The following is a 20,190-nucleotide window of genomic DNA, read 5'->3' as shown; positions in this document are numbered from 1 at the left end:
CAGGCCGTGAGGATCGCAACATGCCCATTCGAATCGCATCGCTGACCCACCGCATCGCGAAGAACGGCGCGATGCTTCACAAGGCGACGATGGACCGCGTCCACTCGGTGGGGACGGACCATGAGCCGTCCGAAGCCGAACAGACGCTGGCCGAGGAGCGCCGCCTGCTCAAGGAGGAGCGCGCGAAGCGCCAAGCGCAAGCGCAGCAACCGAGGGCGAAGGCCATCGACAAGCTGGTGAGGACGCACCACCCCCAGGCCAAAGAGAAGCCCAAGGAAACAAAGAAGCCCAAAGAGGCCAAGGCCGGAAAGGCGCACAGGATCTCGCGTGGAGAGAAGCACGCCGCCCAGGCGGCGGCTTTGCAGGCGGCGAGTAGGGCGCCGAAGAAGACCGCCAAGCCTTGACAGGCCCCGGCACAGGGTGACCGGACTTTCGATGGGCGGGACACCCACGCTCTGCACCGCCGCGCGGTGGTCGCGTTCCGTCAGATCTACGGCCTGGCGGCCGTGACGCAAGACCTGCTGCCGCGCATCGTAAAGCGCATCGGCTCCGGCCGCGTGCAGCTGCTGTGGCTGGACGACTCGTACCACGTCGCGCGATTTGGCCCGCGCCCGGCAGGAATGCGCAAGGATCGATAGCATGGGATGTTTTCCTCCCCACGTCCGGCGCAACGCACCGATGTCCGCAATCCCCAGCACTTCCAGAACCACCAACCGGCCGATGGTTATCCTGGCCGTCATGGCCTCGATGGCGATGGTCGCGATCGAGGCGACGATCGTCGCCACCGTGATGCCGCAGATCGCCTCGCAGCTCGGCGGCCTGAGCCTCTATAGCTGGGTCTTCGCTTCGTTCCTGCTAGCGCAGACAGCGATGACGGTCGTCTTCGGCAAGCTGTCGGACATCTACGGCCGCAGGCCCGTGATCTTCGTCGGCATCGCGATTTTCCTGGTCGGTTCCCTGGCGGCCGGCTTCGCCTGGTCGATGCCGGCGATGATCGCCTTCCGGCTCATCCAGGGCATCGGCGCCGGCGCGATCCAGCCGGTCTCGCTGACCATCGTCGGCGATCTCTATCCCGTGCAGGAGCGCGGCAAGGTGCAGGGCTACCTGGCGAGCGTGTGGGCAGTGTCGGCGGTGCTCGGGCCGATGCTCGGTGCGCTGATCGTCACCCGGCTGTCTTGGAGCTGGATCTTCTGGATGAACGTGCCGATCGGGCTGGCCGCCGCCGCCGGATTCTGGTTGTATCTGCGCGAGGCGCCAGTGACGCGACGAGCCTCGGTCGACCTGCCCGGTGCACTGCTGTTTACCGCCGGCATCGCCTCGCTGATGATCTGCCTGACGGTGAGTGGTCTCGGCCAGACGAAGGAAGCCTGGAGCTGGGCTGGCGTCTTCGTCGTCATCGCGGTGCTGTTCACGTTGCAGGAACGCCGTGCGGCCGACCCGATGGTGTCGTTCGAGCTCTGGAGCAGACGCATCATCGCCACCGTCAATGGCTCGGCGCTGCTGACCGGCATGGCGCTGATCGGCATCACCAGCTTCCTGCCGATGTACGTGCAGGTGGTGCTGGAGAAGTCGCCGGTGGTTGCCGGCCTGGCGCTCACGATGGTGATGCTCGGCTGGCCGATCGGCGCCACCATCGCGTCGCGCAGTTTCATGCGCGTCGGACTCAGGCGGCTGATGCTGGCCGGATCGATCCTGATTCCGGCCGGTGCCGCAGTGTTCGCGCTCCTGCATTCGGACGGCTCGCCGATGTCCGCCGGCATCGGTTCTTTCCTGATGGGCCTCGGCATGGGCTTGCTGAGCCTGTGCTCGCTGATCCTGATCCAGGAGTCGGTCGCCATGGCGCAGCGCGGTAGCGCCACCGCCTCCAACATCTTCTCGCGCAACCTCGGCAGCGCGCTTGGCGCCACCTTCTTCGGCGCGGTCTTCAACTTCGGGCTGGTCCGCCACAACGGCGGCATCTCGGTGCCGGAAGACCAGTTGCGCGACCTGTTGCAGGGCAGCGCCGTTCCCGGCGTCGGCGAAGCGGGCTTGCGCCTGGCCATCGGCTCGTCGCTGCACTTGACCTTCGTGGTGATGCTGGCGATGAGCGGAGTGATCCTGGCGCTGGCGCTGCTACTGCCGCGCCAGGGCATGAGCGTGAGGACCATCGAGGCGCGTTGATCCAACGCGGGTTGCGCAGGCGGTGGCCGTCGTGAGGCATTTTCAGGAGGCCGAGACGATGCTGGCCGGAAAGGCCGGACGCATGCTCGACGGTTCGTGATCCACGTGGCATCGTCCACGTTGTAGCGCGTTCGAAAATCAACGGTGTCCGAACGCACGCTCTGGTTCGAGCGGCGCGCATTCAACTTCATCGAGCCCAACGAGGACTGACATGCCACTCCGCCTAGTCTTTTCCGTCATTCACTGCGTGGCCCGCACGGCCGGCGCGGCCAGTGTGGCCGTTGCGATCGTCGCGTGCACGGCCCCGGCACCGCCTGGACCGGCCCCGAGTGCGCTGTCATCCGCGCGCATCGCCGAAATCGTGGCGAGCCCGGATCGCAGCGACGCCGACCGCGTCAATGACAAGCGGCGAAACCCGCAGGAGATGTTGATGTTCATTGGCGTGCGTCCGGGAATGAAGGCCCTCGACTTGAGTGCCGCCGGTGGCTACACGACCGAGCTGATCGCGCGCGCCGTCGGCCCGACCGGCCGTGTCTACGGCCAAAGCCCACCGCGCCCGCCAGCGAGCAGGCCGGCGCAGCCGGAAGGTGCCGTACAGCCGATGGCGACGGATGCCACCCCTCCCCCCAGCGGCGGACCGCGGCCATCGCCGGTCGCACTGGCGGAACGCGCAAAGAATCCGAACGCGGGAAACATCGTCGCCGTCGTGCGTCCCTTCGAGGACCCCGCGCCACCGGATTGCGCGTCGAACTGCCTCGATCTCATTACGCTAATGTTCAATTACCACGACTTCGGCCACATGGGGGTCGACCGCGCGGCGGTGAACCGTGCAGCATTCGCGGCGCTGAAGGCAGGCGGAATGTATGTGATCGCAGACCATTCGGGTCGCCCGGGCACAGGCATTTCCGAATCGGGAACGCTTCACCGCATCGAGGAAGCGTTCCTGCGCGCGGAAGTCGAGCAGGCTGGTTTCAAGCTGGTTGCCGAGGGCAACTTCCTGCGCAATCCCTTGGACCCGCGCGACCGCAATACGCCGGAGCCGCCGCAACCAAAGGACGAATTCGTACTCAAGTTCGTCAAACCCTGACGCAGTGTCGGAGCTATTCGCGTGCGACCGTGGACCTGACGCGATGCAGCACGGCCAAGTCACTTCCCCCCACCCCTGGCAGCGAGTACCAGATGACAAGTTCGAAAACTCTCAGGCGGCGCTTTACTCGTGAGCTTTGGCGCGGGCTGGGCATCGTCTGGCCCATCTTGTCGGCGCTGCTCGTGCTCACGGCATTGTTGGGCGTATTTGTCGCAATGCGGGAAGGTTGGCCACTGAGTGACGGGCTGTACTTCTCCTTCGTCACCGGATTGACCATTGGCTATGGCGACCTGGTTCCCAAAACGGCTTTCACGCGGGTGTTGGCAATCTTGATCGGATTGTGCGGAATCTTCGTGACCGGGCTGATTGTGGCCATTGGCGTGCAGGCGTTGCGTACCGCGCTGGACAGCATGGAAGACGAATGAATGCGCCAGGGAACGGAACTGTGCGAGGCTTGGCCGCAAGATCATCTGGTCGACCTGCGCCACAGGTTTTCAATCGCGTTTGTTGCAGCCTGTTCATCGCTCGGGTCGTGAATCGACCTCCGCAGGAAGAAGGGAACTTCGATGCCGATCATCCACATCTCCATGCGCTCCGGGAAGCCAGAGGCCTACCGGCAGGCGATCTTCGACAGCCTCTATCGATCGCTGCGCGAGGCATTGGACGTGCCCGAGGGTGACCAGTTCATGACTATCACCGAGCATGATGCAGCGAACTTTCGTTACGGAGACGCGTTCGGCGTCGCTCGAAGCGACGACCTTCTCTACATCCAGATCACGGTGTTCAACACCCGCACCACGGAGCAGAAGAAGGCGCTTTTCAAGCGAATCGCCGAACTGCTTGGCGAGCACCCTGGTATCCGACCAGAAGATGTCTTCGTGAACATTGCCGACGCACCAAAGGAGAATTGGTCTGTCGGCAATGGATTGGCGCAATTTGTCTAGCTCGGGCCATATGCCCTTCGATTGGTATTGAGAGAGTCTGTTGTCTTGGCCGGGTTGCGCGACGCTCTGGCCTCGGAGCGGTGCAACTTTGAAAACGGCGCGAGCAAGTTGTGATTCGATGAGAGATCGGGCCGTCGCGTTGAGGCCGCGCCCGCTCCTGCACAACGGAACCATGGTTGAGCCGCCGATGAGGACATGGGAGTCGTCAAAGGGTTTTCTCGATCAACGCTCCCTTGAAGAGCACCGGCCCCGTCGGCCCGCGCTCGCTGGGCACGCCGCCCTTGGGTTCCAGACTGATGGCGAGAGCTGGCACGGCACGCAGCTGGGACTCGGACGCCGTGAATTTGCGAGCCGCCTCGTTGCCCATGACACCCAGCGAGAGCGGCGCGGCACCACCAGGTGGCAACGCCCAGAGCTGAAGCGACTTGTCCTCGCCTTCGCGGAAGTTTCCCACGCGCTGCAGCACCAACTGGCGGTTCTTCGGGTCGAAGGTCACCAGCATCGACGCGGCAGACTTTTCGTCAGACAGCACGGCCACATATTGCACCACCGGCGCATTGCGCAGTTGTTGATCAAGATGGATGCCAACCGCGACCGCCACCACAGTTGCCAACGCGCCCACGGCCGCGACGCTTCGCCACAACAGGAGGCTGTGCATCCAGCCGCCCGGGACTGGCGCGGACGGCACGACGATCTCGCGTTGCTGCGCCATCGCCGAGTGCTGCCTCTCGATCTCGATAAGGTTTCGGATGCGTACCCATACGGCCGGATCGGGTGCGAGCGCCGGCTGAAGTTCGGCCATGCCCGCGAGCCGACCCTGCCATACGAGCGCCAAGGCACGCACCGATGGCTGCTCGCGTGCCAGCGACTCGAAGCGCCGTCGCGCACCTCCGCGCAGCGTGCCGAGCGCGTAACTTGCCGCGAGCAGGTCGAGCAGGCGAGGGTTGGCGGACAGGTTCATGCGGCAACCTAATCAGGCCAATTGCCTCATGCAGGTACGCAGCTTGTCCATTGCTCCGCGAATCCAGGTCTTGACGGTGCCCAGCGGCAGCGCCAGTTGCGCCGCAAGTTCGTGGTGACTGAGTTCGCGCAGGTAGGCCAAGCTGACGACCTCGCGCTGCCGCCCTTCGAGCTGCGCCAGACACCGATGCAGTGCCCGCGCCTGCTCACTCGCATCGGCCACGTCCATCGGGTTGGCTGCGTTGGACGCGAACATGCCTGACACGAACTCATCAAACTCCTGCGTCAGGTGCGCGCGATCTGATGTGCGCTTGCGCAGTAGGTCGAGCGAGCGACTGCGCACGATCAGGCCCATCCATGCCAGCGGCGGACTCAGCGTTCCGCGATACTCGCCGGCGATCCGCCAGATGGTCAGAAAAGATTCCTGGAGCGCGTCCTCGGCCCAGTCGCGATGACGTACGACCTGCATCGCCAGCCCGAGCAGTCTGGGCGCGCTGAGATCGTAGAGCTGGCGCAGCGCGGTTTCGTCGTGGCTGCCGACACGATCGATCAATACCATCAACAGATCGGTATCGCTGGGGGCACCCTTGTGCAAATTGTGAGACATGGTCGAGCAAGGCAGCCTCGCCGCTGCCGGAGTTGATGCGCGCACCAGGCGAGCCGCGCCATTCGCGCATAGCTGCATATACGCAACTCCAAACCGTTTGGATCCATCGCCTTCACCAAATTTCGCGCTTGTTCCATCGGAACAGGCCGTACGTGCCAGCGAACCGGGCGTCTTGCTCGCGCTCGATTACCCATCTGATCCCCAGGAATGGCGGCTCGGCACATTTACGTAGTACAAATGCCCCAGATGACGTGTTCATCCTTTGTCTTTGTACATGGGAGAAAGCCACATGAGCGGTCCACCTGTGCGGCGTGCCGACAAGCTGATGTCTCAGGCAATGTCGACGAATTGCTGGCGACTGGCTATTGCGGTCACCTGGCAACCGTCGGCGCGGATGGCTTCCCGTATGTTTGCCCGTTGCTGTACGTGTGGCTTGACGGCAAGATTTGGCTGCACAACACCAGCGCGCAGGGCCACCTGCAAGACAACGTTCGCCGCGAACCTCGGGTCTGCTTCGAAGTCTCCGTCCCTGGTCAGGTGTTCGCGTACGGTCGCTACGAGTGCGACACCTCCATCGAGTACCAGAGCATCGTGGTCTTTGGCCGCGCAGGCGTCATTGATGAACGTACGAGGAAATCGCTGTTCTTTGATGCGCTCATGCTCAAGTACCGTGGTAACGACTCAACGCGCCCGCGGGGCTTCTATCCGCGTCTGGACGGCGTCACGGTGTACGCGCTGACGGTCGAGCGCATCACCGGGAAGCACCAAGTTCTCCCCGCGACAGAGATGCAATGGCCAGCCGCCGATCACACGAAGTCGCCCGAGGCTTTACCTGGGCCCTAATCCGTTTGAAAGGAGGGCGCAGGAAAAATCGTCGGACAGCAGCAGGACAGGATGGTTGGGCCTATTGGCATAGCGATCCAGAGCCATGTACGAAGCGCCCGCGCCAGCAGACTGTCAGGATGGGCCAGCACCTACCTACCAGCGGCCCGTTCCAAGCATCGTGAATCCAGCGACGCGCCTTGTCAGCGAGGGCGGCCACCGCTGCGGCCTCATCATCGTGGTCCGGCCGAACAACAGACACGCGGCATAGGCCGAAGGCGGAAGATGCTGGCATGTTCGGCGTCAACTTTTTTGCGGTACCAATATGCGGGTGACCCCTTGCTTGCTGGCCATCGCGCTGGTGCTGGCCCCCCTTGCCATCGCCCAGCCCGCGGGCCAGATCGACAGCACTGAATGCAAAGCCGAAAAGGCGGCCATCGACCGGGACATGGAACTCGCCCGCTCCAAAGGCCAAATGCTGCGTCGTCAGCAACTTGCCGAGACATTGGTCGCGCTGCAAGCTCGCTGCGACGCGCTCACCCCGGAGCAGAGCCGCGCGGCGAGCATCGAGAAGTTAGAGCATGAAATACAGGACCTGCGCAAGGCCCTCGACGATGCGGAGGAGCAATTGCGCAGATTGAAGAAGGGAGGCTCCTGACGCTGTCCTCTACGTCTGGCTCAAGGTGTGATCGCGACCTTCAGAACGCCGTCGCGCTGGTGGCCGAAGAGTTCGTAGGCCGCCTCGATGTCGTCGAGCTTGAAGCGGTGCGTCACCATCGCCTCCAGATCGACCCGCCGCGCGGCGATCACCGCCATCAGCCGGCGCATGCGCTCCTTGCCACCGGGGCAAAGCGTAGTGACGATCTTGTGGTCGCCCAGCCCGGCGGCAAAGGGGCCGAGCGGGATCGTCAGGTCGGTCGAATAGACGCCGAGGCTCGACAGTGTTCCGCCCGGGCGCAGCGCCCGAAGGCACGCCTCGAAGGTCTGTTGCATGCCGAGCGCCTCGATCGCCACGTCCACGCCACGGCCGTCGGTAAGGCGCATGATCTCCTCGACAGGATCCACCTTGCTGCCATCGATCACGTGATCGGCGCCAAACTTCGTGGCGATGGCCAGGCGGTTGGCGAGCCGGTCAACTCCGATCACCGTCGAAGCACCGCTGAGCTTGGCACCAGCTGTGGCGCACAGGCCGATCGGACCCTGCGCAAACACCGCCACCGTGTCTCCGATGCGTACACCTGCGCTCTCGGCACCGCTGAAGCCGGTCGACATGATGTCGGGGCACATCAGCACCTGCTCGTCGCTGAGCGAGTCCGGCACCGGCGCCAGGTTGGCCATCGCGTCGGGTACCAGGACATATTCCGCCTGGCAGCCGTCGATGGTGTTGCCGAACTTCCAGCCACCCATCGCCTTCCAGCCGTGCGCCGTGCCGGCACCATCCTGCGAGCCGACGCCGCACAGGCACGCGCTGCTCCAGCCGCTCGGCGTGATCGCCCCGGCGATGACGCGCTGGCCCTCCCGGTAACCGCGCACCCCCGACCCGAGCTTCTCGATCACGCCGACCGGCTCGTGGCCGATCGTCAGGCCGCGCTGCACGGGGTACTCGCCCTTGAGGATGTGGATGTCGGTGCCGCAGATCGTGGTCGTTGTCACGCGCAGCAAAGCGTCCTGGGGACCGACTTCGGGAATGGGTTTGTCATCCAGGACGATGCGCCCAGGCTCGACGAAGACGGCTGCTTTCATCATGGCCATGGGGAGTTCTCCTAAAGGTGGGGCGCCTGGAAGATTTCCGCGGCGTGGAGTTGACGGTACTCTGATGCAAGTCGTCGGCTCCCGGCGGTCGCGCCGCCGCGAGGTAAGACAGAGGCGCGCTAGACATCCACATCCCGAGGCAGCAACCGCATACATTTGGCGATGCTGACTTGGTTGCTCTGGCTCGCTCTGGCCCTGTCGTTGCTGGCTGCGGCCAAGAGCGAAAAGGCTGCTCGCGCCCGAAATCCAAGTCAGTGCGAAGTAAGGAGAACAACATATCAAGGTCAACGTGATGCGCCCGGCAGCACTATGTGCGCCTGGCGGTCACGCCCGCCACCCCCTCAACTCGCAACAATCTTTTCAGGACTGATGTCGATGATCTACGAACTACGCGTCTATACCGCAATGCCAGGCCGGCTTCCCGACGTTCTTGCCAGATTTCGCGATCACACCGTGGGCATCTGGAACCGGCTGGGAATTCGTCAACTCGGATATTGGACGACTGCAGTCGGACCTGACAGCAACGCGCTGACCTACATGCTTGTCTGGGAGAGCATGGCCGATCGTGAGGTCAACTGGGGCAAGTTTGTCGTCGATCCCGAATGGGTCGAGGTCAGAAAGGCAAGCGAGGCAGCCGGACCGATTGTCGCGAAGATGGACAACTCGTTCCTGGCGCCAACCTCTTTCTCGCGTGCGAAATAGATCCGCTTCGTGAATGAACCGCGGTCACGCTTCACGGGGCTTTCGGCATTACAAAACGTAGCGTTGCTTGCGTTCAGGTCATCGGTCGAACCCATTTTCTTGGCAGTGAACCCCGCGACCCAGATCCATAAGGCGATGACTGCGGCGCAATCAGTTGAGTCGCCAGATATAGACCGTGAGGATCGTCGCGAACACAAGCCACAGGGCGTAAGGCGCGAGCAGGACGCCAGCCGTCCGATCGATGCGCCAGAACAGCAGCGTCGCGACGATCACCGTCGCCAGCAGCACCAGCATCTCCGCCAAGGCAAGATCGATGCGCTGATAGCCGAAGAACAGCACAGACCACAGCATGTTCAAGGCAAGCTGCACGGCGAACACACCGAGCGCCAGCCGTTCCGCTCGGGAGTCCCCCATGCGCCAGACGCGCCATCCCGCGATGGCCATCAGAAAATACAGGATGATCCAGACGGGTGAGAAGACCCTGTCAGGAGGGTTGAACGGCGCCTTGTGCAGTGCCTGGTACCAGGTGCCGACGCTGGTTGCGGTGACGAGGCTGCCCACCTTGAATCTGAAGTAGCAGATGACCAGGAACGCGATCAGGCCGATCACTTTGGCTCTTTGGGATCTCATGGTCGCGATTACCGCAAGCGCCCAAGGTAGCCCGGGCCTATCGTGTCGAGCGCAGCCGCCCGAATGCCCAAGTCGCCCAACGCCGGAAGTCGCCCGCTTGCAATGTTCGGCGTCTGCATGGACTGCAAATTGTCGCGCGACATGAGCGGCTCACCCGGCAACAGCTCCATCGCGGCAGCTTGAAGAGTTGCAAGGATGCCTGGAAGTGCCAGTACCGGCCTTTCGTGGCCGGACCAACGGCCGGCAAGTCTGACCAATTGCGCCAGAGTGAAGACATCGGGGCCCGCGCATTCGAAAGTCTGGCCTGCCGTTTCGGGCCGCGCCAGGCAGGCAGCGATGGCCCGCGCGACATCTTCGACCCATACCGGTTGAAACTGGGCATCTGCGCATGCCAGCGGAAAGACCGGAGCGAAAGCCGACACGCGCGCAAACATGTTCAGGAAACGGTCCTGCTTGCCGTAGATCACCGATGGGCGAAGGAGGGTCAGGTCGAGGTCAGCACCGTTCAGCACCGCCTCGCCCTTGGCCTTTGAACGTAGATAACGGCTGGGCTTGGCGCTGTCCACGCCCAGCGCGCTCACATGCACGATGCGCCGAACACCGGCCGATTCGCACGCCTCGACCAGCGCCCGGACCAATTGGACGTGGACCCGGTCGAACTGAGCGTCGTCTCCGTGCAGAACCGCGACCAGGTTGACGACCGCGTCCCTGCCTTCGACAAGTGTGGTTAGTTGGGCCTGCTCATGCACATCTGCACACACGAGATCGACTGACGGCGGTATCCCCAGTCGCCGCGCCTTCGACAAGCTCCGGGTCGGCACCGTGATCCTGGGCGGATCATCCGAGGCGAGCAGCAACCCGCACAAGATTCGACCGACAAAGCCGGTTCCTCCGAGGATGAGAATGTCTTGCATGAGAGTCCGTTGGCGACCTGCGCCCTTTTCGCCTGCCGACGGAAACATGCCCGCGACCTGCCCCATACTACGGCCTCTCGGGGGCTTCTCGGCAGCGGCTCGTACATCTCGTCGAGCCTGCATGACATCCCTTGAGTGGCGCGCTCAGGCTGATGCCTCGAGTCGACGAGTCTGCTTCGAGTCTGTAAGCGGACCTCGAGCGCGTCGAACTCTCAGGAAAGCAATTGCTCTCGAATCGGTGCGGCCAAATCGGAGCGCTCTGCATTCGCATCCGCGACCGTCAGTGCGGTCATATTGACGATTCGCCGCACCGTGGCGCTCGGCGTGAGGATATGCACAGGCTTCGCCGCACCGAGCAGAACCGGGCCGATCGATATGTTTCCACCGGCTGCAGTCTTCAGAAGGTTGTAGGCGATGTTCGCGGCGTCGAGGTTGGGGAACACAAGCAGGTTGGCATCTCCGGCCAGCGAGCCGCGCGGCATCACCGCAGCGCGTTGCTTGCCGTCAAGCGCCAGGTCGCCGTGCATCTCGCCGTCCACCTCGAGCCAAGGTGCCTGGATCCGGAGCCGCTCAAGGGTTTTGCGCATCTTGAGCGCCGTGGGCGAGTTGCTGCTCCCAAAGTTGGAATGCGACAGCAGAGCCACTTTCGGCTTCAGGCCGAACCGCAGCATCTCTTCGGCGGCCAGCGCGGTGATCTCCGTCAGTTCCTCGGGGGTCGGGTCATAGTTGACGTGCGTGTCGACCAGGAACACCTGGCGGTCCGGCAGCACCAGCCCATTCATGCAAGCGAAGATGGGGATGTCCTGCGCGGTGCTGTCCGCTCCGCCGGGGCGCTTGCCGATCACCTGGTCAATGTAGGGCAGGTGCATCTGCGTAGTTCCCCAGGTGCCACAAATCATGCCGTCGACATCGCGCGTGTGAAGCAGCATGGCACCGATCAACGTGAGGCGGCGACGCATTTCGATCTTGGCGGTCTGGACGGTCACGCCCTGGCGCTCGCCCATGCGGTGATAGGTCTGCCAGAAGTCCCGGTAGCGACGATCCTGCTCGACGTTGACGATGTCGTAGTCGAGCTCCTCCTTCAGGCGCAGGCCGAACTTCTCGATGCGCTGCGCGATGATGGCCGGGCGGCCTATCAGCGTCGGTCGAGCGATCCCTTCATCGACCACGACCTGCGCCGCTCGCAGGACGCGCTCTTCCTCTCCCTCGCAGTACGCCACGCGCTTCTTCGGTGCCCGCTTGGCCGCCTCGAAGATTGGCTTCATGGTGGTCCCGGAGGCATAGACGAAGCCTTCCAGCTTCGCTCGATACGCACCCATGTCGCTGATTGGGCGCAATGCCACGCCACTGTCGGCGGCTGCTTGCGCCACGGCGGGTGCGATCCGCGTCATCAGGCGGGGATCGAAAGGCTTGGGGATCAGGTATTCCCGCCCGAAGCTCAGCTTCTCGCCCGCATAGGCGGCGGCCACGCGTTCGCTCTGCTCGGCCTGGGCCAGCTCGGCGATGGCGCGCACCGCCGCGATCTCCATTTCATCGGTGATCGTGGTCGCTCCCGCATCCAACGCGCCGCGAAAGATGTACGGAAAGCAAAGCACGTTGTTGACCTGGTTCGGATAGTCCGCGCGGCCAGTGGCGATGATGATGTCGTCCCTGACCGATCGGGCATCCTCGGGCGAGATTTCCGGGTTGGGGTTTGCCAAAGCGAAGACCACAGGATCGGCCGCCATCTTCGCCACCATCTCGGGCTTCAGCACACCGCCGGCCGACAGACCGAGAAATGCGTCCGCGCCTTCGATGACCTCAGTGAGCTTGCGATGCTTGGTTCTCTGAGCGTACTGACGCTTGTCGTCGTCCATCAGCTCTTCCCGTCCTTCGTAGACCACTCCGGCCAGATCGGTCACGAAGACGTTCTCCCGTTTCAGGCCGACCTTGAGCAGCAAGTTCAGGCAGGCCAATGCCGCCGCGCCAGCGCCCGAAGTGACGAGGCGGATCTCTTCGATCTTCTTGCTGGCCACCTTGAGCGCATTCAGCATGGCCGCGGCCACTGTAATGGCGGTGCCATGCTGGTCGTCGTGGAAGACCGGAATCTTCATGCGCTTGCGCAACTCGCGCTCGACGTAGAAGCAGTCAGGGGCCTTGATGTCTTCGAGATTGATGGCGCCGAAGGTCGGCTCCAACGCGGCGATCACGTCCACCAGCTTTGCGGGGTCCTTCTCGTCGATCTCGATGTCGAAGACGTCCACGCCGGCGAACTTCTTGAACAGGACCGCCTTGCCCTCCATGACCGGCTTTGACGCCAACGCGCCGATGTCACCGAGGCCGAGCACGGCCGTGCCGTTCGAGATGACCGCAACCAGGTTGCCACGTGCGGTGTACTTGAAGGCCGTGCTCGGGTCACGCACGATCGCCTCGCACGGCGCGGCGACGCCTGGCGAGTAGGCGAGCGAGAGGTCCCTTTGGTTGAAGAGAGGCTTCGTTGCGGCGATCGCAAGTTTGCCCGCGGGCGCCTGCGAGTGATAGTCCAGCGCAGCCTGGCGGAAATCCGGGTTTGAAGGTGAGGACATGGCAGTAGGAGAAGTCGGATGTGCAATGGGAAGTTCATGAAGCGTCGATGACCACGGGCTCGGGCGCGGGCTTGGGCAGCCGGGCCTTCCCGCGCATCGGCGTCTTGTCGCCCGTCACCTCGCGCCACATCACCTCATCGAAGGCGCCTTCCCATTTGGCGACGGCAATCGTTGCCAGGCCGTTCCCGACCAGGTTGGTGATGGCCCGCGCCTCGTTGAGGAAGCGGTCGACGCCCAGCAGCAGTACCAGTCCGGTGACCGGGATGGTGTGCATGCTGCCCAGCGTGGCGGCGAGCGTCACGAACCCGGCGCCGGCGACGCCCGCCGACCCCTTCGACGTGAGCATGAGAACGCCCAGGATCACCAGTTGCTGTGACCAGCTCAGGTCGATGTTGGTAGCCTGCGCCACGAAAAGCGCCCCGATGGTCAGGTAGATCGCAGTGCCGTCGGGGTTGAAGGTGTAGCCTGCCGGCAGCACCATGCCGACGACCGTCTTCTCGCACCCGGCGCGTTCGAGCTTCTTCATCATCTGGGGGAGCACTGATTCGGTCGATGCCGTGCCGAAGGTGATGAGCAGTTCCTCCCGGATATAGCGCAGGTAGGAAAAGATCGAGATGCGGCAGATCCGTGCAACCGTGCCGAGCACGACCACGATGAACAGTACGCAGGTGCCATACACCGCAAGAATGAGCATGCCGTAGGAAGCCAGCGAGCCCACACCGTACTTGCCGATCGTGAATGCAATGGCGCCGAATGCACCGATCGGCGCGAGGACCATCACCATCTTCACGATGCCGAACATGCCGTTCAGACCCAGGTCGAGCATGTCGATGAGGGGTTTCGCTCGGGCACCCATCTTCGACAGCGCGCACCCGAAGAGGACGGCAAAAAAGAGGATCTGGAGCACATTGCCGTCGGCGAAGGACCCGACGATCGTCCTCGGAATGACGTTCATGATGAAGTCGACGGCGCCAGCGTGCTGGGTTTCCGCGACGCTGGTGTAGGCCGAGATCGACTTGCCGTCGAGCGTCGCCGGGTCGACGTTCATTCCGGCGCCCGGCTTCAGGATGTTCACCACCAGCAGGCCCACGACAAGGGCGATGGACGAGAGAACCTCGAAGTAGAGAAGTGCCTTGGCGCCCACCTTTCCGACCTCCTTCAGGTCGCCCATGCGAGCGATCCCCACGACGATGGTGGCGAAGATGACGGGGGCCAGGAGCATCTTGATCAGCTTGATGAAGCCGTCGCCAAGCGGCTTCATGTCGGCGCCCACCGTTGGGTAGAAATGCCCCACTGCAACGCCGAGCAGAATGCCGATCAGAACCTGGATATAGAGCCGGCGATACCAGGGCTCTTTCTTGGAAGTCGTCGAACTGATCATGATGTTTGTCTCCTTGCCAGTAGTGGCGTCCGACGGTCACGGTCGGATACGTTGGCTTGATGGCTGGGTTCGCGTGACGAGATTCGGGCGCACGCCTGCCCGTCGTCGGGCCCACGAGGCTCGACGCTGTGTTGTCGCATCGGAGAAGGCGCGCGCTCTATCGGCACGCTGCCTCTCTCACGTCAGTCGGCGTATTCGCCGGCGTCCTGGATCACCTTCGACCAGCGCGTCTTCTCGGCGACCAGGAATTTCTTGTGGCCCGCCGGATCGATCTGCGGCACCGCGTTGACGGCCTTTTCGCACATCACGGTGTTGTCGACGATCACCGTCTGTCCGAGAGGCTTGCAGAGCGCCTCGGCCAGATCGCGGGGGCGACATAGCGCCAAACGGTGTTCATTTTTTTGTCTCCTCGGGTCGGTTCGGCGTCAGGCCGAAAGCGCCTGCATCTCGCGATACAGATCCGCTTTGCCCTCGAAGCCGATGCCGGGCAGATCAGGCAGCGTGACGAAGCTGTTCTCGACCCTCACGCCATCGGGGAAGCCACCGAAAGGCTGGAACAGGTCCGGGTACGACTCGTTGCCGCCCAGTCCGAGGCCCGCCGCGATGTTCAGCGACATCTGGTGGCCACCGTGCGGGATGCAGCGGCTGGCCGACCATCCGTGTTCCTTGAGCATGTCGAGCGTGCGCAGGTACTCCACCAGGCCGTAGCTCAGCGCGCAATCGAACTGCAGCCAATCACGGTCCGGGCGCATGCCGCCGTAACGGATCAGGTTGCGCGCGTCCTGCATCGAGAAAAGATCCTCGCCCGTGGCCATCGGGTTCTTGTAGAAGTTGCGCAGCGCGGCTTGCAGTTCGAAGTCCAGCGGGTCACCCGGCTCTTCGTACCAGAAGAGGTCGTACTGCGACAGGGCCTTGGCATAGGCGATCGCGGTCTCGAGATCGAAGCGGCCGTTGGCATCGACGCAGAGCTTTTGTCCGTCTTGCAGGACTTCCATGATCGAGTCGATCCGGCGCAGATCCTCGTCGAGAGAGGCGCCGCCGATCTTCTTCTTGACCACGGTGTAGCCGCGGTCGATGTAGCTGCGCATCTCGTCCTTGAGCTTGTTGTGGTCCTGCCCGGGGTAGTAGTAGCCGCCGGCCGCATAGACGAAGATCTTGCGGTTCGGCTTGCCGTTGCCATAGCGATCAGCCAGCAGTTGAAAAAGGGGTTTACCCTCGATCTTTGCGACTGCGTCCCACACCGCCATGTCGATGGTGCCGATGGCCACCGAGCGCTCACCGTGGCCGCCGGGCTTTTCGTTGGTGAACATCGTGTTCCAGATCTTGTGCGGGTCGAGGTTGTCGCCGGTGGCGTCCACCAGCGAGGCTGGGTCGGCTTCGAGGATGCGGGGGATGAAACGCTCGCGCATCAGCTTGCCCTGGCCATAGCGGCCGTTCGAGTTGAAGCCATAGCCGACCACCGGCTTGCCGTCGCGAATCACGTCCGTGACCACGGCGACCAGGCTCAGGGTCATCTTGCTAAAGTCGATGTAGGCGTTGCGGATGGGTGAGCTGATGGGGATGGTCTTTTCGCGGATTTCGACGATCTTCATGGTTGTCTCCAGGTGGGTTTGAAGGGGAGACTGAATGGTCGGCGACGCCGACTTTTCCGGCCAATGTTCAATTTCTCAACTTCTATGCGCTGGACGAACCGCTATGAACCTGATCTGGCTCGACGACTTCCTGGCGCTGGCGGCGACTGGGAATTTTTCGCGTGCGGCAGATGACCGCCACAGCTCGCAACCGGCGTTCAGCCGGCGCATCCGCGCGCTGGAGGAATGGATCGGGGCTGACCTGTTCGACCGCAGTTCGCAGCCCGCCACGCTGACCGAAGTCGGTGAGTGGTTTGCCGGCGTGGCGCAGGAATTGAACGCCAGGGTGGCGCGGCTGCCCGGCGATGCCAAGAAGATCGTCGAGGCGAGCTCGGTCACATTGCGCATCGCGTCCACGCACGCGCTCTCCTTCACATTCCTGCCGCGGTGGTTGCGCAGCCTCGAATCGCACACGACGCTCGGGCCGGTGCAGCTCATGTCCGATGTGCTCGAGCGTTGCGAAGCACTGATGCTGCAGAGCAAGGTTCAGTTCGTGCTGAGTCACGCGCACGGCAAGGCACACGGCGCGTTGGACGCGGAGCCCTACAGCTCGGCTCGGATCGGCGAGGATGTGCTGGTCGCTGTGTCGGCACCAAACGAAGGAGGCAGCGCGCGCCACCAACTGGGAATAGGCGGCGGTGCGGTTCCCGTGCTCCAGTACACGGAGGAGTCTGGATTGGGACGCATCATGCGCGCCGTTCTGGGGCGTAGGCTGGAATCGCTATCGGTTCAAGTCGTCTTCACCGCGCACCTCGCCTCGGTTCTGCGGACGATGGCGCTCGATGGCAGGGGCATCTCGTGGCTGCCGCAGACGCTCGTAGAGGATGACATTGGCCAAGGGCGCCTGGTCGCTGCAGCCAGTAGCGAGTGGGCCGTGCCGCTGGAAATCAGGCTCTACCGCGACAGCGAGCTTTTGGGGAAGGCTGCTAACGCCTTCTGGAATACGGCTGTTGGTGGCTGATCGGCGTTGACCGGCGCTCGCGCCTCGGCTACCGCCGCTTCGCCTCGCATTGCGGTCACTCGTCTTCGAAACGCCGTAGGCAGCAACGGGCCCGGACTACCACTCCATCTGCCTTCGAAACCGGGTTGGCGAAGTAGCCAAGGGGGTGCAGCTAGGGCGATGTCCGCGATTCATATGTCAAGCACGGGTCTGGGTTGTCTTGAGTCGCATCCCTGGGCGCCGCGAATCATCCTTGGAGTCCGCGGACGTTTTGGTATTCGCACCCGGACGAATTGACGTAACGCTCCCGGAATTCAACAGGGGAGTCGTTGTATGTGTAGGCCGTGCGCACAATGCGCAGAAGCGCATCGCCGACCGCAATCTGGAGCGGCTGGGCCAAGTCTTCCCCCGCGCTGCACGCACCCAAGTTCTCGACGACTCGCACCACGGAAACGCCGAAGCGTTCCTGATAGAAGCCATAGATAGATGTGCGCCGTGCGGCAAACGCATCAGCGTTCAGACCAACAAACCGATCAAGCGGGATCCAGATCCGGTCGACCATCACGGGTGTGTCATCCAGGAGGCGCAGATTCTCGATCCGCGCAACCCTGGCCCCACGTTCGAGCCGCAGTGCGCGAGCCACATCCGGGTTGGCGCGTTCCTTCTTGAAGCTCAGCAACTGTGCTTTCAGCTTGACCGGCTGGCCGTCCGCGTCGACGAAGCTGAAGTACAGGTCAAAGCTGTGCTCGTCGGTGTGCTTGGCGACACTGGTTCCTCGTCGAGCGCGTCGAATCAGCAAACCCTCAGCGACCAGGTCGGCCACCGCGCGGCGAATGGTTCCGATGCCTACGTCGAACTCCAACGCGAGCTCCGGCTCCGTGGGCAGGCGGTCGCCTGGCGCCCAGTGACCTGAGCGAAGGCGATCGACCACCCGCGCACGCACGGACTCGTACAACGGTTGACTGATCCTGGTTGATTCGGGCTGCATCGATTCGGACTGATCCTGGTTGATTCGGGCATGCGTACCGGAGTCGCATCGATCGAGAGGATAGCGCAAACCCTAATAAGTGCAATCAAATGAATCATTCGAATGATTCGATTGACACCGATGGTTTGCGTTCCTAGACTTCCCCTCAAGCGTGCCGCGGTGGTGCGCTCTGTTTAGGAGATTCCTCATGCCCAACTTCATCAAGCACATTGCCCTCAGGGTCGACGACGTCGAGAAGACGCGCGTCTTCTATGAAACCGTCTTCGGCTACAAGCACGTGAACACCGTGCGCCGCAAGGGCAAGAACGGCGATCACATCTCGCACCACCTGACCGACGGCTACATGGATCTGACCCTGCTCCATTACGAGAGCGCCGACGCGGACGAAGCCGACTTCGCAGGACCGGCGCCCTGCATCCATCACATCGGGATGGAGGTCGAGAACCTCGAGGAGTTCGTTGCCTCGATCAAGGCCAATGGCGGCGAGATCCTGACCGCGCCGGGGCATCTGCCGGTCAAGTTCCGTTCGCCGAACGGCCCCATGGGCGAAGTCGTCCCGATGGAGCGCTGGGAGAAGAAGACGCTGGCAGCCGGCGTGCACGGCGAAGTCCTTGCCTGACGCTTCGCCAACTGCGATGCGCTCGTCATTCAAGGAACAGACAAATGCAGCAGCAAACAAAACAGAGCCGGGTTCGGTCCTCCATGATCGTGCTGGCCATTCTTTGCGCGATGTCGTTCGTCATGTACGTCGACCGGACCAACATCGCCACTGCGGCGCTGGCCATTCGTTCTGACCTGCACCTCAGCAATTCGCAGTTGGGCTTCGTCTTCTCCGCCTTCGCCGTTGTCTACGCCGTCGCGATGATTCCCGGCAGTTGGGTCGCCGACAAGATCGGCGCGCACAAGATGCTGGCGATCTGTGGCGTGCTATGGGCAACGGGAACCCTGCTGACCGGCCTCGCCGGTGGCCTCTACGGGCTGATACTGGCCCGATTCATCGTGGGCCTCGGGGAAAGCGCGATCGTTCCAACGTCTGCGAAGGCGCTCGCGGTCTGGGTGGAACCGCAGCGACGTGGATTTGCTCAAGGCATCACCCACTCGTTCGCCAGGCTGGGCAACGCGGCTGCGCCGCTTGTGGTTGCTGCGTTGATCGTCACCACGTCCTGGCGGGTCATGTTCGTGATCCTGGGTATCGTGAGCATCGCATGGGTCGTGCTGTGGACCTGGTACTTTCGCGACGATCCAAGAAAGCATCCGGGCATTACGCCCGAAGAGCTTGCACTCCTGCCGACCGCTGCGTACAACGTGCGACCGCCCATGCGCTGGGCTCCGTTGCTGCGCACCCTCTGGCCCGCGACGCTGGTGAGCTTCTGCCACGGGTGGGCGCTCTGGTTCTTCCTGAACTGGATGCCGTCGTACTTCGCGCAGAACTACCACCTCGACATCAAGCACTCCGCAATCTTCAGTTCGGCGATCTTCCTGGGCGGCGTGATCGGGACGACCTTGGGAGGCGTGCTGAGCGACATGGTGCTGCGGCGCACGAAGGATGTGCGACGAGCCAGGCGTTCAGTGATCGTCTTCGGGTTCCTGAGTCCGGTGCTGTTCCTCGTGCCGTTGCTCATGAACCCCACGCTGACCACCGCGGCAGTCTGTCTGGGCGCCGCATTCTTCCTGTCTGAACTCGTGACGGCGCCGTTGTGGGCCGTTGCGATGGACCTGGCACCCCGGCATGCGGCAACCTCGAGCGGCATCATGAACACCGGGCTGGCAATTGCCGCAACCGTGTCCGCGCCCATCGTGGGATGGGTGATCGACCACACGGGTTCCTGGCAGCTGGTTTTTGCAATGTCGATGTCCATGCTCGTCCTGGGTCCGATCGCTGCCTGGCTGATCCGTCCCGATCTGCCGTATCTTGGGGAGGGTCCTGGGCCTGGAGCAAGCCGTCGACCGGACGAACGGGCAGTGAACGCATCGCCCGCTCCGACATTGGCAAGCTAGGGCGCGCGGCAACTCCCGTGCGCAAAAAGTCTGCTGCGCAGGCTCGACCTGTGCTTTCTTGGAGCAGCCCATAGCCTAACCAAGGCGGTCCCCGAGTCGGACAGTCCCGG

22 protein-coding genes are annotated in these 20,190 nt (G+C 63.1%); 12 read left to right on the top strand and 10 right to left on the bottom strand.

The genetic code is table 11. The features are described from left to right. Positions 1–20: 20 nt before the first annotated feature. The 6 genes from ACSFBL_RS01820 (at position 21) to ACSFBL_RS01795 (ending at position 4,191) form a co-directional block, all read left to right on the top strand. Positions 21–404 carry a hypothetical protein gene (locus tag ACSFBL_RS01820; RefSeq protein WP_435514025.1) on the top strand — a complete coding sequence of 128 codons (384 nt, stop codon included), beginning with the start codon at positions 21–23 and terminating at the stop codon, positions 402–404. A gap of 66 nt (positions 405–470) precedes the next feature. Beyond that, on the top strand, positions 471–638 hold the full coding sequence (locus ACSFBL_RS01815) for a hypothetical protein (protein WP_435514024.1): 168 nt from the start codon (positions 471–473) through the stop codon (positions 636–638). A gap of 82 nt (positions 639–720) precedes the next feature. Next, a complete protein-coding gene (locus tag ACSFBL_RS01810; protein WP_435514023.1) occupies positions 721–2,160 on the top strand; it encodes an MDR family MFS transporter in 1,440 nt (479 codons plus the stop codon). A gap of 247 nt (positions 2,161–2,407) precedes the next feature. Continuing rightward, positions 2,408–3,247 (top strand): class I SAM-dependent methyltransferase, encoded by an 840-nt coding sequence (locus ACSFBL_RS01805; protein ID WP_435514022.1) that lies wholly within the window; start codon positions 2,408–2,410, stop codon positions 3,245–3,247. A gap of 92 nt (positions 3,248–3,339) precedes the next feature. Further along, the gene (locus ACSFBL_RS01800; protein WP_435514021.1) at positions 3,340–3,672 is read left to right on the top strand and encodes a potassium channel family protein; all 333 of its coding nucleotides are present in this window, start codon (positions 3,340–3,342) and stop codon (positions 3,670–3,672) included. 141 nt (positions 3,673–3,813) lie between these two features. Further along, positions 3,814–4,191, top strand: coding sequence for a tautomerase family protein (locus ACSFBL_RS01795; RefSeq protein WP_435514020.1), 378 nt, complete (start codon positions 3,814–3,816; stop codon positions 4,189–4,191). Between the two features lie 205 nt (positions 4,192–4,396). Here the strand turns inward: ACSFBL_RS01795 and ACSFBL_RS01790 are convergent, their stop codons facing one another. Together ACSFBL_RS01790 and ACSFBL_RS01785 are read right to left on the bottom strand one after the other, a co-directional pair. After that, positions 4,397–5,152, bottom strand: a complete 756-nt coding sequence (locus ACSFBL_RS01790) for an anti-sigma factor (protein ID WP_435514019.1) — start codon at positions 5,150–5,152, stop codon at positions 4,397–4,399. Between the two features lie 12 nt (positions 5,153–5,164). Next, entirely contained in the window at positions 5,165–5,758 is a 594-nt protein-coding gene (locus ACSFBL_RS01785; protein ID WP_435514515.1) for an RNA polymerase sigma factor, read from the bottom strand. Between the two features lie 237 nt (positions 5,759–5,995). On the opposite strand from ACSFBL_RS01785, the gene ACSFBL_RS01780 reads away from it, so the two are divergent. Together ACSFBL_RS01780 and ACSFBL_RS01775 are read left to right on the top strand one after the other, a co-directional pair. After that, the gene (locus ACSFBL_RS01780; protein ID WP_435514018.1) at positions 5,996–6,601 is read left to right on the top strand and encodes a pyridoxamine 5'-phosphate oxidase family protein; all 606 of its coding nucleotides are present in this window, start codon (positions 5,996–5,998) and stop codon (positions 6,599–6,601) included. 322 nt (positions 6,602–6,923) lie between these two features. Then, the gene (locus ACSFBL_RS01775) at positions 6,924–7,238 is read left to right on the top strand and encodes a DUF1090 family protein (protein WP_435514017.1); all 315 of its coding nucleotides are present in this window, start codon (positions 6,924–6,926) and stop codon (positions 7,236–7,238) included. A gap of 20 nt (positions 7,239–7,258) precedes the next feature. On the opposite strand, the gene ACSFBL_RS01770 is transcribed toward ACSFBL_RS01775, so the two are convergent. Beyond that, a complete protein-coding gene (locus ACSFBL_RS01770; RefSeq protein ID WP_435514016.1) occupies positions 7,259–8,332 on the bottom strand; it encodes an NAD(P)-dependent alcohol dehydrogenase in 1,074 nt (357 codons plus the stop codon). A 375-nt stretch (positions 8,333–8,707) separates the two neighbouring features. On the opposite strand from ACSFBL_RS01770, the gene ACSFBL_RS01765 reads away from it, so the two are divergent. Further along, a complete protein-coding gene (locus ACSFBL_RS01765) occupies positions 8,708–9,034 on the top strand; it encodes an NIPSNAP family protein (protein WP_435514015.1) in 327 nt (108 codons plus the stop codon). Between the two features lie 150 nt (positions 9,035–9,184). Here the strand turns inward: ACSFBL_RS01765 and ACSFBL_RS01760 are convergent, their stop codons facing one another. The 6 genes from ACSFBL_RS01760 to ACSFBL_RS01735 all read right to left on the bottom strand — a co-directional run bounded on the left by ACSFBL_RS01760 (position 9,185) and on the right by ACSFBL_RS01735 (position 16,115). Beyond that, positions 9,185–9,643 (bottom strand): TspO/MBR family protein, encoded by a 459-nt coding sequence (locus ACSFBL_RS01760; protein ID WP_435514014.1) that lies wholly within the window; start codon positions 9,641–9,643, stop codon positions 9,185–9,187. A gap of 29 nt (positions 9,644–9,672) precedes the next feature. Continuing rightward, complete coding sequence (locus ACSFBL_RS01755; protein ID WP_435514013.1) at positions 9,673–10,578, bottom strand: complex I NDUFA9 subunit family protein; 906 nt, start codon at positions 10,576–10,578, stop codon at positions 9,673–9,675. Between the two features lie 212 nt (positions 10,579–10,790). After that, entirely contained in the window at positions 10,791–13,142 is a 2,352-nt protein-coding gene (locus ACSFBL_RS01750) for an NADP-dependent malic enzyme (RefSeq protein WP_435514012.1), read from the bottom strand. Positions 13,143–13,176: 34 nt separating this feature from the next. Continuing rightward, entirely contained in the window at positions 13,177–14,523 is a 1,347-nt protein-coding gene (locus ACSFBL_RS01745; RefSeq protein WP_435514011.1) for a dicarboxylate/amino acid:cation symporter, read from the bottom strand. A 182-nt stretch (positions 14,524–14,705) separates the two neighbouring features. Beyond that, the gene (locus ACSFBL_RS01740; protein WP_435514010.1) at positions 14,706–14,909 is read right to left on the bottom strand and encodes a hypothetical protein; all 204 of its coding nucleotides are present in this window, start codon (positions 14,907–14,909) and stop codon (positions 14,706–14,708) included. Between the two features lie 39 nt (positions 14,910–14,948). Beyond that, positions 14,949–16,115 (bottom strand): mandelate racemase/muconate lactonizing enzyme family protein, encoded by a 1,167-nt coding sequence (locus tag ACSFBL_RS01735; RefSeq protein ID WP_435514009.1) that lies wholly within the window; start codon positions 16,113–16,115, stop codon positions 14,949–14,951. Positions 16,116–16,218: 103 nt separating this feature from the next. Here ACSFBL_RS01735 and ACSFBL_RS01730 point away from each other — a divergent pair, with 103 nt between their 5' ends. Then, on the top strand, positions 16,219–17,115 hold the full coding sequence (locus ACSFBL_RS01730; RefSeq protein ID WP_435514008.1) for a LysR substrate-binding domain-containing protein: 897 nt from the start codon (positions 16,219–16,221) through the stop codon (positions 17,113–17,115). Positions 17,116–17,341: 226 nt separating this feature from the next. On the opposite strand, the gene ACSFBL_RS01725 is transcribed toward ACSFBL_RS01730, so the two are convergent. Next, positions 17,342–18,082, bottom strand: a complete 741-nt coding sequence (locus ACSFBL_RS01725) for a GntR family transcriptional regulator (protein ID WP_435514007.1) — start codon at positions 18,080–18,082, stop codon at positions 17,342–17,344. 187 nt (positions 18,083–18,269) lie between these two features. On the opposite strand from ACSFBL_RS01725, the gene ACSFBL_RS01720 reads away from it, so the two are divergent. Further along, entirely contained in the window at positions 18,270–18,701 is a 432-nt protein-coding gene (locus ACSFBL_RS01720) for a VOC family protein (protein WP_435514006.1), read from the top strand. Between the two features lie 44 nt (positions 18,702–18,745). Next, positions 18,746–20,080, top strand: coding sequence for an MFS transporter (locus ACSFBL_RS01715; RefSeq protein ID WP_435514005.1), 1,335 nt, complete (start codon positions 18,746–18,748; stop codon positions 20,078–20,080). The last annotated feature ends 110 nt before the right edge of the window (positions 20,081–20,190 follow it).

Origin of the sequence: Variovorax glacialis (assembly GCF_051216375.1) — a bacterium.
Taxonomy (GTDB): Bacteria; Pseudomonadota; Gammaproteobacteria; order Burkholderiales; family Burkholderiaceae_C; genus Variovorax.
The sequence above is the reverse complement of the archived record's forward strand: the minus strand, read 5'-3'. Positions and strand labels throughout refer to the sequence as shown.